The following is an 11,936-nucleotide window of genomic DNA, read 5'->3' as shown; positions in this document are numbered from 1 at the left end:
AGCCGGCAGGCCCGCGTTCATCTTCATTCGACAGTCCGACGATCCGACGAGAGGTCGACATGCGAGCAGTCATCGCCGAGCGGTTCGGCGGCCCCGAGGTCCTGGCGCTGGCCGAGCGGGCGGACCCGCGGCCCGGGCCCGGCGAGCTGGTGGTGCGGCTCGCGGCCGCCGGGGTCAACTACAAGGACGTCTACGAGCGCGAGGGCCGCGGGCCGCTGCCGGCCCCGCTGGTGGTCGGCTGCGAGGGCGCCGGCACCGTGCTGGCCACCGGCCCGGGGGTGAGCGCCATCGCGCCCGGCGACCGGGTCGCCTGGTGGGCGGCCCCCGGCAGCTACGCCGAGCAGGTCGTGGTGCCCGCACGGGCCGCCGTCCCGCTGCCCGCGGACATCACCGAGGAGGCCGCAGCCGCGGTCCTGCTGCAGGGTCTGACCGCGCACTACCTGACCACCAGCACCTACCGGGCCGCGGCCGGCGAGTGCGCCCTGGTCCCCGCGGCCGCCGGCGGCCTGGGGCAGCAGCTGGCCCGGGTCCTCGCACGCCGCGGGGTGCACGTGATCGGCACGGTCTCCACCGAGGCCAAGGCCGCCGTCGCCACCGCCGCAGGCGTGCGCGACGTCCTGGTGGTCCCGCCCGGCGGCTTCGGTGACGGCGAGCAGGTCGCCGCCCGGGTCCGCGAGCTGACCGGCGGGCGCGGCGTCGACGTGGTCTACGACGGCGTCGGCCGCGACACCTTCCGCACCGGGCTGGCCGCGCTGCGCCGGCGCGGCACCTTCGTGCTGGTCGGCGCCGCCTCCGGCCCGGTTCCCCCGTTCGACCCGCAGCTGCTCGCCGCGGCCGGCTCGCTCTTCCTGACCCGCCCCACGCTGGTCGACCACGCCACCGAGCCGGCCGAACTCGCCGAGCGCGCCGGCGAGGTGTTCGCCTGGCTGCGGGACGGCACGCTGTCGGCCGAGCCCGGTGGACGCTATCCGCTGGCCCGGGCTGCCGCCGCCCACGCCGACCTGGAGGGACGCCGCACCACGGGCAAGCTGCTGTTGGTGCCGTCAGCCTGACCCGGCCTGAAGGACTGCGTCGGGAAGTCCGCCGGCCCGGCGGCGGCGACCGGGTCCGTCAGGCGGGCCGGTGGACCAGGCGCCCGCCCAGCAGGGTGTGGCTGGGAAGCAGCCCGTCGAGGCGCTGCTCGGGCACGGTCGTCGGGTCCTCGGGCCAGATCGTGAGGTCGGCGAGCCGGCCGGGGGCGAGCTGCCCGCGCAGCCGGCTCTCCCCGTTCAACCGGGCGGCGGCGGTGGTGTGCAGGGCGATCGCCGCCGCCCGGTCGACGGCCTGTTCCGGGCCGAGCACGCCGTCGACCGTGGCCCTGGTGGTCAGGCCGTACAGCGAGTGCGTGGCGCCGAACGCGCCGACGGGGTAGTCCGAGCCGGCCGAGACCTCCGCGCCCGCCTCCAGCCACCCCCGGACGGGGAAGAGCGCGGCCACCCGTTCCCTGCCCCAGTACTGCGCCTGGACGGCGGCCACGTCGTGCAGCAGCGGCTGCTGGACGGTCACCGGCACGCCCAGCCGGACGGCTCGCCGGCGCTGCTGCGGGTCGGCGAGGCCGCCGTGCTCCATCACCAGGGTGCCGGGCGGCAGACCGGGGACGCGCTGCTGCACGCGCTCGAACAGGTCGAGCAGGGACCGCACGCCGCGGTCCCCGTAGGCGTGCACCCCGACCCGCCGGCCGCGCCGCACCACCCGCTCCACCGCGGCCTCCAACTCCGCCGGGTCCCAGGCGAACTGCCCGGTGTAACCGGGCGTCGGGCAGTGCGCGGGGCAGTAGGGGGCGTCCAGCGCGGCGGACTCGATCCCGCCGTCCAGCCAGAACTTCACTCCCCACACCCGCAGCCAGTCGTCCTCGGCGCCCTCCCACGCCGCCATCTCGTCCAGCAACCGGTCGACCTGACGGAGCGTGCTGAAGCCGAGGGTGCCGAGCAGCACCCGCACCCGGCAGCCGAGTTCGCCGCGGTCCCGGAGCTGCTGGAGGGCGGCCAGGTCGGCGGGCGAGCAGTTGGCGTCGCGCACGGTGCCGATCCCGGTGGCCGCGAAGGCGTGCGAGGCCAGCCGCAGGCCCTCCAGCCTGGTCGCCGGATCGGGCACGGGCAGCTGCGGCCGGATCAGCGCCAGGCCGCCCTGCAGGTGGCCGACGGGGCGGCCGGCCGCGTCGCGTACGATCCGGCCGCCCACCGGGTCGGGGGTGTCGGCGTCGATCCCGCAGCGGCGCAGCGCAAGGCTGTTGAGCGCCTGGTTGTGCACCCCGCGCAGCACCAGCACCGGGTGCCGCTCGGTGGCCCGGTCGAGCTCGGCCGCGGTGGGGAAGCGGCGCTCGGCGAGGTTGAGTTCCTGCCAGTGCCCGGCGGTGCGAATCCACTCCCCCGGCGGGGTCCGCTCGGCCCGGGCCCGGACCAGCGCCACCAGCTCCGCGATGGAGCGGGCGCTGTCCACGGCCACGTCATGGGCGCTGTCGGCGGCCGCGATCAGGTGGGTGTGGGTGTCGTCGAAGGCCGGCAGCACGCTCGCTGCGGGCAGGTCCAGCAGCGTGGTGGCCGGACCGGCCAGGCCGTCGAGCCCGTGCGCCGACTCCGCGAGGGCGAGCACCCGCTCGCCGCGCACCGCGAGCGAGCGCTGCGGCGGCAGCCCGGGAACCAGGGTGTGGATGCGGCCCGCGCGCAGCAGCAGGTCCGCGAACGGCGGGGTGGACCAGGACACGGCGGCCTCCGACGGCTCGACGGCGAACGTGCTTGGTGGACAGTCCGATTGTGGTGGTGCCGTCAACCGGTGGCGGGCCGCACCAGCCGCTCGTCCGGGACGACCGCGACGCCGAGGATCTCGATCATGGCCTCGGGCTGCCACAGCCCGGTGGTGCCGATGCCGGCCATCGCGGGGTAGACCGGGCCGGCCAGCTCCCGCCAGACCTGCCCGATCTCCTTGCCGTGCGCCTGGTAGTCGGCGATGTCGGTCAGGTACAGCGTCACGCTCACCAGGTCCTGCGGCCGGCCGCCCACCGCGGCCAGGGTGGTGAGCACGTTGGCGAAGGCCTGCCGGAACTGCTCGACGATCCCGCCCGGCACGATCCGCATCCGCTCGTCGAGGGCGGTCTGCCCGCCCAGGTACAGCGTGTTGCCGCTGAGCGTCCCGTGCGAGTAGCCGCTGGGCTTCGGCAGCGACGGGGGGTTGACCGGAACCGGCGTCAGATCGGCCGCCATGGCGAGCTCCTGTCGGGACGGCAGCTGGGGCGCCGTCACCGTAGCATCTATTGACAGTTTTATGACGGTCGTAGAAATAATGAAATATCAGCAGTGCGAGGGAGGAGCCACCGTCATGCAGCTCGCGACCGTCGCCCATCCGGCCGGCACCAGCGCCGCCGTGCTCGACGGGCAGACCTGGCGGGCGCTGCCGGCCCCCGACCTGTCGGCGTACCTGGCGGCCGGCCCGCCGGCCTCGGCGCTCGCCGCGGCCGGTCCCGCGCTCCCCGGCGCCGTCCCGGTGCTCCCGCTGCCCGCGCCCCGCAAGGTGATCTGCTGCGGCCTGAACTACGCCGAGCACATCCGCGAGACCGGGCGCGAACTGCCCACCCACCCCACGCTGTTCACCAAGTTCGCCGACAGCCTCGCCGGCCCCGAGGCCGACCTGGTGCTGCCGCCGGGCCTGCAGGTCGACTGGGAGGCCGAGCTCGCCGTCGTGGTGGGCGCCACCCTGCGCCGGGCCGACCGGTCGACCGCGCTGGCCGGCATCGCCGGCTACACCGTGGCGAACGACATCTCGGTGCGCGACTGGCAGTACCGCACCCTGGAGTGGTTCCAGGGCAAGGCCTGGGACGCCGCCACCCCGGTCGGACCGGTGGTCGTGACGCCGGAGGAGGTCGACCCCGCTGCCGGCCTCGAGGTGATCTGCCGGGTCAACGGCGAGCAGGTCCAGCGCGACAACACCCGCACGCTGGTCTTCGACCCGGCCGACCTGCTCGCCTACATCTCGACCTTCACCGTGCTGCGCCCGGGCGACCTGGTGCTGACCGGCACGCCCGGCGGCATCGGAGCGGCCCGGCAGCCGCCGCGCTTCCTCGCCGACGGCGACCTCGTCGAGACCGAGATCCCCGGCATCGGCCGGCTGTGCAACACCGTGCGGTTCACCAACTGACGATCCCTCTCCTCCACCAAGGGAGCTCCGATGGACCCAACGCCCGGCGACCACCTCCTCGACGGCGACCACCCGATCCGCACCACGGCGAGCGGCCTGGTGGTACCGGTGGTGACCCGGGCCGGCACCGAGCCCGGGGACACCGGCCAGTCCGCCGGCGCCACCCGGATCTCGGGCGTCAGCATCCAGCACACCCCGGCCACCCGGCTCTGGTTCGGCAAGGTCCGCAACGAGGGCGGCTACCGCTCGGTGCCGCACCACCACGGCGAGGCCGAGACCGGCGGCTACGTGCTGGCCGGGCGGGGCCGGATCTACTTCGGCCACGGGTTCGCGGACTACGTCGACCTGGCGGAGGGCGACTGGGTCTTCGTCCCGCCCTTCATGCCGCACGTCGAGTGCAACCTGGACCGCGACCGGCCGCTGACCTGGCTGACCACCCGTACACCGGAGAACATCGTGGTCAACCTGCCCGAGGTCGCGGACGCGGAGCTGCGCGACTGGCTGGAGCGCCCCTGATGGCCGACACCACCTCCGAGGCCTTCACCGCCGCGGTCACCCTGCGCCCCGCGCCGGCCGACCGGTTCGACCTCGCGTTCACCGCCGTCACCCAGCCCTGCCCGTGGCCGAAGGCCTACGGCGGCGACCTGGTCGCCCAGGCGGCCGCGGCCGCGATGCGCTCGGTCGAGGACGGCAAGGCGCTGCACTCCATGCACTCCTACTTCATGCGCCCGGCCGAGATCGGCGCCGAGGTGCACTACGAGGTGGAACTGCTGCGCGACGGCCGCGGCTACGCGACCCGGCAGGTGCGCGGCTACCAGCAGGGCAGGGCGCTCTACGTCTGCCTGGCCAACTTCGCGGCCGGCGAGCCCGGCGCCAGCTACCGGGCCGACCCACCGGAGGTGCCCGGGCCGGAGGAGCTGCCCAGCTCCGCCGAGTACCTCGCGGACCGCAGCGGCGGGACGATGACCGCGGGCTCGAAGGCATACTGGTCCACCGGGCGCAGCTTCGACCTGCGGCACGTGCCGGGCCCGGTCTACCTCCGTGTCGAGGGCGCGCGGGTTCCCCACCAGGCGCTCTGGGTCAAGCCGTTCGACGCGCTGCGCCCGGTCGAGGGGCTCACCGACGCGCAGCGGGACACCGCGGCCCTGGCCTACGTCTGCGACTACACGATCCTCGAGCCGGTGCTGCGGGTGCTCGGCCTGCACTGGGCGCAGGAGGGCCTGGTCACCGCCAGCCTCGACCACGCGATGTGGTTCCACCGCCCGCCGCGCCCGGGCGTGGCGGACGGCTGGCTGCTCTACGCCCAGCAGGCCGGCGCCGCCGAGGCCGGGCGCGGCCTGGGCTCCGGCCGCTTCTTCGCCCCCGACGGCACCCACCTGGCCACGGTCGTGCAGGAAGGGATGATCCGGTCGGCTGGGGCAGGCCGGCCATGACCCTGCCGCCCTCGGGCCACACCGACACCTTTGCCCGCGACCACCTGCCCCCGCCCGGGCAGTGGCCGGTGCTGGAGTTCACCACCGAGCTGCTCCAGTACCCCGAACGCCTGAACGCCGCCGTCGAGCTGATCGACCGTCCGGCGGCGGCCTTCGGTGCGCAGCGGCCCGCGCTGCGCACTCCGGAGGGCGAGGTCTGGACGTACGGGGAGCTGCGGCAGCGGGCCGACCAGGTCGCCCAAGTACTCACCGAGGAGCTCGGCCTGCAACCCGGCAACCGGGTGCTGCTGCGCTCCCCCAACAACCCGTGGGCCGTGGCCGCCTGGCTGGGCGTGCTGAAGGCCGGCGGCATCGCGGTCAGCACCATGGCCGCGCTGCGGGCCCGCGAGCTGGCGCCGATCGTGGCCAAGACCAGGCCGGCCGCGGCCCTGGTCGACCACCGCTACCTCGACGAGGTGTTCGCCGTGCGGGACACCGTGGCACCGGAGTTGTCCGTGCTGGCGCACGGCGGCGCCGCGGCCGGGGACCTGAGCCGGCTGGCCGCGGCGAAGTCCGGGCGGTTCACGGCCGTGGACACCGCCGCGGCCGACGTCGCGCTGTTCGGGCCGACCTCGGGCACCACCGGCATCCCGAAGATCACCGTGCACTTCCACCGCGACCTGCTGTCGATCGACAACACCTTCGGCCGGAGCACGCTGCGGCTGCTCCCCGACGACCTGGTCGCCTGCACCGCGCCGTTCGCCTTCACCTTCGGCCTCGGCATGCTGGTCGTCTTCACCCTGCGGGCCGGCGCCTGCGCCTTCCTCACCGAGACCGCCACCCCGGTGCAACTGGCCCGGCTGGTCGCCGACCACGGAGTGACGGTGCTGGCCACCGCACCCACCGCCTACCAGCAGATCGTCAAGTCCGGGGCGGTGCAGCAGCTCTCGGGCCTGCGCCGGGCGGTCAGCGCGGGCGAGCACCTGCCCCGCGCACTGTGGGAGCGGCTGCGCGCGGAGCTCGGCCTGGAGGTCATCGACGGGATCGGCGCCACCGAGCTGCTGCACATCTTCATCTCGGCCACCGGCACGGACATCCGCCCGGGCGCGACGGGGCGGCCGGTCCCCGGCTACCGCGCCACCGTGCTGGGCCCGGACGGCACCGAGGCCGCACCCGGCGTCGCCGGCCGCCTCGGCGTGATCGGCCCGGTCGGCTGCCGCTACCTGGACGACGAGCGGCAGGCGGCCTACGTGGTGAACGGTTGGAACGTCACCGGCGACACCTTCGTGCGCGACGAGGACGGCTACTTCTGGTACCAGGCACGCGAGGACGGCATGATCGTCTCCTCCGGCTACAACATCGCCGGCCCCGAGGTCGAGGCCGCGCTGGCCACCCATCCGGACGTGCTGGAGACGGCGGTGGTCGCCGCCCCCGACCCCGAACGCGGCTCGGTGGTCTGCGCCTTCGTGGTGCTGCGCGAGGGCCTGGTGGGCGACGCGGCCAAGGCCGCCGAACTCCAGGACCACGTCAAGCAGTCGATCGCCCCCTACAAGTACCCGCGCCAGGTGCGCTTCACCGACGCGCTGCCGCGCAACGCCAGCGGCAAGCTCCAGCACTTCAGGCTGCGCCGGCTGGTGGCCGGCCGGCCGGCCGAGGAGGACCAGGCATGAGGATCGCCATCGCCGGCGGCGGCCCGGGGGGCCTGTACCTGGCCGCCCTGCTGAAGCAGCTGGACCCGGCGCACCAGGTCACCGTCTGGGAGCGCAACGCGCCAAACGACACCTTCGGCTTCGGCGTCGTCTTCTCCGAGGAGACCCTGAGCGGCATCGACAACGCCGACCAGGTCGTGCACGCGGCGATGGAGCGCCGCTTCGCCCGCTGGAGCGACATCGACATCGACTTCGACGGCCACCGGTTCACCGTAGGCGGGCAGGGCTTCGCCGCGATGGGCCGCAAGGAGCTGCTCGGGATCCTGCAACGGCGGGCCGCCGAGCTGGGTGTCACCGTCCACTACCGCACCCCGGCGCCCGACGCGGACGAGCTGCGGGCCGGCCACGACCTGGTGGTGGCCGCCGACGGCGTGGGCTCCGCGATCCGCACCAAGTACGCCGACGTCTTCGCCCCCTCGCTGGACCGGCGGCGCAACCGGTACATCTGGCTCGGCACCGACCTGGTCTTCGAGGCGTTCCAGTTCTTCGTCAAGCAGACGCCGTGGGGCACCATGCAGATCCACGGCTACCCCTACTCCGCGGCCGGTTCGACCTTCATCGTCGAGATGCACGAGGAGGTCTGGCGCCGGGCCGGCTTCGACCGCACCGAGGACCAGGACCTCCCCCCGGGCGTCTCGGACGAGTACGCCGCCGACCGGATCCGCGAGCTGTTCGCCGACGAGCTGCGCGGCCACCGGGTCCTGACCAACAACTCGCAGTGGCTGGCCTTCACCACCGTGCGCAACGAGCGGTGGCACGACGGCAACGTGGTGCTGCTCGGCGACGCCGCCCACACCGCCCACTTCTCGATCGGCTCGGGCACCAAGCTGGCCATGGAGGACGCCCTCGCGCTGGCCGCCTGCCTGCACGAGCACCCTACGGTGAACCAGGCGCTGACGGCCTACCAGGTCGAGCGCCGGCCGGTGGTCGAGTCGACCCAGCGGGCCGCGCAGGCCTCGCTGGAGTGGTTCGAGAACATCGGCCGGTACGCGGGCCAGGCCCCGGCCCAGTTCGCGTTCAACCTGCTGACCCGGTCCCGGCGGATCACCTTCGAGAACCTGCGCGAGCGCGACGCCGGGTTCGCCGACCTGATGGAACGTGAGTTCGCCCGCCAGGAGCAGGCCGCCGAGGTCGCCCCGGCGATGTTCCAGCCGGTGCGGATCGGTCCGCTCGAACTGCCCAACCGCGTCGTGGTCTCCCCCATGGACATGTACTCCGCGGTGGACGGGGTCCCCGGGGACTTCCACCTGGTGCACCTCGGCGCCAAGGCGCTCGGCGGCGCGGGCCTGGTGATGACCGAGATGGTCTGCGTCTCGCCCGAGGGCCGGATCACCCCGGGCTGCGCGGGGCTGTGGACCGAGGAGCAGGGCGCCGCCTGGCGCCGGGTCACCGAGTTCGTGCACCAGCGCAGCGGCGCCCGGATCGGCCTGCAGCTGGGCCACTCCGGCCGCAAGGGATCGACCAGGCTGATGTGGGAGGGCATCGACCAGCCGCTGGCGGAGGGCAACTGGGAGGTGATCGGCCCGTCCCCGATCCCCTACGGCGCCGGCTGCCACCTCCCGCGCGAGGCCACCCGCGCGGACCTGGACCAGGTGGTCGCCGACTTCACCGCCGCCGCCGAGCGCGGGGTCCGGGCCGGCTTCGACCTGATCGAGGTGCACGCCGCCCACGGCTACCTGCTCTCCTCCTTCCTCTCCCCGGTGGCCAACCACCGCACCGACGAGTACGGCGGCTCGCTGGCCGCCCGCCTGCGGTTCCCGCTGGAGGTCTTCGACGCCGTGCGCGCCACCGTGCCGGCCGCGATCCCGGTCACCGTCCGCATCTCGGCCAGCGACTGGGTGCCGGACGGCACCACCGAGGACGAGGCCGTGGCGATCGCCCGCGCCTTCGTCGAGCACGGCGCGGCCGCGATCGACGTCTCCTCGGGGCAGGTCACCAAGGACGAGAAGCCGGCCTACGGACGCTCGTACCAGACCCCGTTCGCCGACCGGATCCGCCACGAGGTGGCCGCGCCCGCCGGCGTCAAGGTGATCGCGGTCGGCGCCATCTCCTCCTACGACGACGTCAACTCGATCCTGCTGGCCGGCCGGGCCGACCTCTGCGCGCTGGGCCGCACCCACCTCTACAACCCGCAGTGGACCCTGCAGGCGGCCGCCGAACAGGAGTACCGCGGCGCGGGGGCCCGCTGGCCGCTCCCCTGGGAGGCCGGCCGGCGCCGACCGCCGACCTCGCGCACCGACCGGATCCCGCCGCGGCTGGACCTGCTGCGCGCGGGCACCGCCGACCGGGTGCACCTGCGCTGGCAGCCCGGATCTGACGAGGGCTCGGGGTGACCGGGCCGATGAGATCATGAACGGCCGGGTCGGCGATACTGAACGGGATGAGCGAGACGAACAGCGCCCGGCCCCCGGCGGCGGCCCGCCGGTCCCGCACCCTGCTGGTGAGCTTCCTGGGCGCCGTCGTGCGCCCGATGGGCGACTGGATGCCGATCGCCGGCACGGTCGAGCTGCTGGCCCAGGCGGGCCTGGACGCGGCCGGCGTGCGCACCGCGGTCTTCCGGCTCAAGAAGCGCGGCTGGCTGGACTCGCAGACCCGCTCCGGCCAGCGCGGCTACGCGCTGACCCCGGCCGCCCTGGAGGCGCTCGCGGCCGGTGACGAGGTGATCTGGCACGCCCGGCAGCCCGCCGACCTCGGCGACGGCTGGTGCCTGGTCAACTTCTCGATACCGGAGTCCGCCCGCGCGGTGCGCCACCGGCTGACCGCGCACCTGGCCGCACTGGGCTTCGGCAACACCGGCTCGGCCGTGTGGATCGCCCCGGCCCGGATGCTCCCGGCCGCTCGGCGCGCCATCGCCGAACTCGACCTCACCGAGCAGTGCGCCGTCTTCGTCGGCGACTACCGCGGCGGGCAGCAGCTCACCGCGATGGTCCGCAACGGCTGGGACCTCGCCGAGATCGACCGGCGCTACCGGGACTTCATCGCGGACCACCAGGCCGTACTGGACGGCTTCGCAGCCGGCCCCACGCCCGACGGACAGCACGCGTTCGTCCAGTACCTCTCAGTGATCGACCACTGGCGCAAACTGCCGTTCCGCGACCCCGGCCTCCCCATGGAGGTGCTGACCGAGGACTGGAGCGGCCCGGCCGCCGTCCACCTGTTCGAACGCCTCGCCGCGGCCCTGGCCGACCCCGCCCTGAGCCACGCCGCCCGCCACTGGCCCGGTGGGGCCCCCGGGCAGCGTTCGGCGCCCGATGCCAGCTGAACGGTGTCGGCGGGCGTCGGGCGCCGCGGGTCAGAGCTTGAACATCGCGGTGTACGGGTGACTGATGCGCTCCTGTCGTGATCCGAAGTCGACGAGGACAGCGGTGTTGCCGTCGCCTTCGACACTGATGACCCGGCCGAGGCCGTAACCGTCGTGGGTGACCCGGTCACCCACGGCGAAGTGCTTGGGCGGGGCCTCCCGACGAGGCTTGAAGGGGCTGGTGGGCAGGGGACGGGGACCTGCTGCTGATTTCGACATTACTGCCAGTATGCGCCGCGAGCCCCGCCTTGGGCACCTCCTGGGCGCGGCGGAAATCGGTCGACTTCGGCCGGCGCCGACCGCTCAGCCAACTTCCCTGCCGGGCTGCGAAGTTGACAACCCACCCGGATCGGGCGGACACTCCCGCGCCGGGCCGCGCGAAATCTACCGGCCCGGATCCCCCCACTGCGGGCCGCGGCCTGCTACAGTCAACTTCGTTGCAGTTGTGTAGTTCCCATTGAACTTTGTGTGCGCCTGCGAATGAACTGCAGGCGCATTTTTGTTTCCCGGGTCCTCTCCGGGTGGGCACTCCATGCGGCGACTGATGCCCGCGCTGTGCGTGCTTCGGACAGCCCTTTGAAGGAGTTTTTTATGGCTAATGGCACTGTGAAGTGGTTCAACTCGGAGAAGGGCTTCGGCTTCATCGAGCAGGAGGGTGGCGGCCCGGACGTCTTCGCCCACTACTCGAACATCGTCGCCAACGGCTTCCGCGAGCTGCTCGAGGGCCAGAAGGTCGAGTTCGATGTCACCCAGGGCCAGAAGGGCCCGCAGGCTGAGAACATTCGCCCGCTGTAGTTCTTCTGCCCCGGCGCCCGCCGAGGACTGAGAGAGGCCCGTACCGCGTTACATGCCGGTACGGGCCTCTCTGTGTGCCCGAAGGGGGGCAAGGCCCGCCGGCTTCAGCGGCCGGCCCCGACCCGCCCCCACCGGGCGCGCGGCGGGCGGACCAGCAGCCGGTCCACGTGGTGGCGTTCCAGACCGGCTTCCGGGTCGATCGGCAACAGCAGCCGGTCCCGCCGCAGCAGCGAGTTGCGCACCAGCCGGAACGGCATCACGTCATCCACCCAGGCGAACGGCCGACCGCCCGCGTACCGCAGCAGCGGGGCCCACTTCGCGCCCGAGAGCAGCTCCATCAGCCGGACCCTCGGGTCCTCCGGCTGCGGCCGGTACCCGGCGAACCGCACCACCGGCAGCGGCGGCAGGCCCAGCAGCGGGGCCAGGTGGGTGTTCGCGTCCTGCTCCCAGGTGGTGGCCCAGCACAGCTCGTACACCTGCCCCAGCTCCGCCAGCCACTGCCCGTGCACCGGTGACAGCAGCACCCGGAAGCCCAGCACCTCGTGCGCC

At 73.9% G+C, this 11,936-nt stretch carries 12 protein-coding genes; 8 read left to right on the top strand and 4 right to left on the bottom strand.

What is annotated here, in order from left to right; genetic code table 11:
• Positions 1-59: 59 nt before the first annotated feature.
• Positions 60-1,052 (top strand): quinone oxidoreductase family protein, encoded by a 993-nt coding sequence (locus tag C7C46_RS09215; RefSeq protein ID WP_110667650.1) that lies wholly within the window; start codon positions 60-62, stop codon positions 1,050-1,052.
• Between the two features lie 58 nt (positions 1,053-1,110).
• Here the strand turns inward: C7C46_RS09215 and C7C46_RS09210 are convergent, their stop codons facing one another.
• Positions 1,111-2,742: an amidohydrolase gene (locus tag C7C46_RS09210; RefSeq protein WP_110667648.1), complete on the bottom strand. Its 1,632-nt coding sequence runs from the start codon at positions 2,740-2,742 to the stop codon at positions 1,111-1,113.
• Between the two features lie 62 nt (positions 2,743-2,804).
• Positions 2,805-3,239, bottom strand: coding sequence for a RidA family protein (locus C7C46_RS09205; RefSeq protein WP_110667645.1), 435 nt, complete (start codon positions 3,237-3,239; stop codon positions 2,805-2,807).
• Between the two features lie 115 nt (positions 3,240-3,354).
• Between C7C46_RS09205 and C7C46_RS09200 the strand changes: the two genes are divergently transcribed.
• From C7C46_RS09200 to C7C46_RS09175, 6 genes are read left to right on the top strand one after another with little or no spacing between them, the layout of a single operon-like run.
• Positions 3,355-4,170 carry a fumarylacetoacetate hydrolase family protein gene (locus C7C46_RS09200; protein WP_110667643.1) on the top strand — a complete coding sequence of 272 codons (816 nt, stop codon included), beginning with the start codon at positions 3,355-3,357 and terminating at the stop codon, positions 4,168-4,170.
• Positions 4,171-4,200: 30 nt separating this feature from the next.
• Positions 4,201-4,686: a cupin domain-containing protein gene (locus C7C46_RS09195; RefSeq protein WP_110667642.1), complete on the top strand. Its 486-nt coding sequence runs from the start codon at positions 4,201-4,203 to the stop codon at positions 4,684-4,686.
• Positions 4,686-5,603, top strand: a complete 918-nt coding sequence (locus C7C46_RS09190) for an acyl-CoA thioesterase (protein ID WP_110667641.1) — start codon at positions 4,686-4,688, stop codon at positions 5,601-5,603. Before C7C46_RS09195 ends, C7C46_RS09190 begins: the two co-directional genes overlap by 1 nt.
• Positions 5,600-7,252, top strand: a complete 1,653-nt coding sequence (locus C7C46_RS09185; RefSeq protein WP_110667640.1) for an AMP-binding protein — start codon at positions 5,600-5,602, stop codon at positions 7,250-7,252. The genes C7C46_RS09190 and C7C46_RS09185 overlap by 4 nt, the downstream gene beginning before the upstream one ends.
• The gene (locus C7C46_RS09180) at positions 7,249-9,624 is read left to right on the top strand and encodes a bifunctional salicylyl-CoA 5-hydroxylase/oxidoreductase (protein WP_110667638.1); all 2,376 of its coding nucleotides are present in this window, start codon (positions 7,249-7,251) and stop codon (positions 9,622-9,624) included. The genes C7C46_RS09185 and C7C46_RS09180 overlap by 4 nt, the downstream gene beginning before the upstream one ends.
• A gap of 47 nt (positions 9,625-9,671) precedes the next feature.
• Positions 9,672-10,553 carry a PaaX family transcriptional regulator gene (locus C7C46_RS09175; RefSeq protein ID WP_245984314.1) on the top strand — a complete coding sequence of 294 codons (882 nt, stop codon included), beginning with the start codon at positions 9,672-9,674 and terminating at the stop codon, positions 10,551-10,553.
• Positions 10,554-10,583: 30 nt separating this feature from the next.
• On the opposite strand, the gene C7C46_RS09170 is transcribed toward C7C46_RS09175, so the two are convergent.
• Positions 10,584-10,811, bottom strand: coding sequence for a hypothetical protein (locus tag C7C46_RS09170; protein WP_110667636.1), 228 nt, complete (start codon positions 10,809-10,811; stop codon positions 10,584-10,586).
• Positions 10,812-11,183: 372 nt separating this feature from the next.
• Between C7C46_RS09170 and C7C46_RS09165 the strand changes: the two genes are divergently transcribed.
• Positions 11,184-11,387: a cold-shock protein gene (locus C7C46_RS09165; protein WP_110667634.1), complete on the top strand. Its 204-nt coding sequence runs from the start codon at positions 11,184-11,186 to the stop codon at positions 11,385-11,387.
• Positions 11,388-11,491: 104 nt separating this feature from the next.
• On the opposite strand, the gene C7C46_RS34890 is transcribed toward C7C46_RS09165, so the two are convergent.
• A partial coding sequence (locus C7C46_RS34890) for a hypothetical protein (protein WP_110667632.1) occupies positions 11,492-11,936 on the bottom strand: 445 nt, incomplete at its 5' end.

This window comes from Streptomyces tateyamensis (genome assembly GCF_003205575.1).
In the GTDB taxonomy this organism is placed as follows: Bacteria; Actinomycetota; Actinomycetes; order Streptomycetales; family Streptomycetaceae; genus Kitasatospora; species Kitasatospora tateyamensis.
Note: the sequence above shows the minus strand (reverse complement) of the source record. Positions and strands in the feature narration are given on the sequence as shown.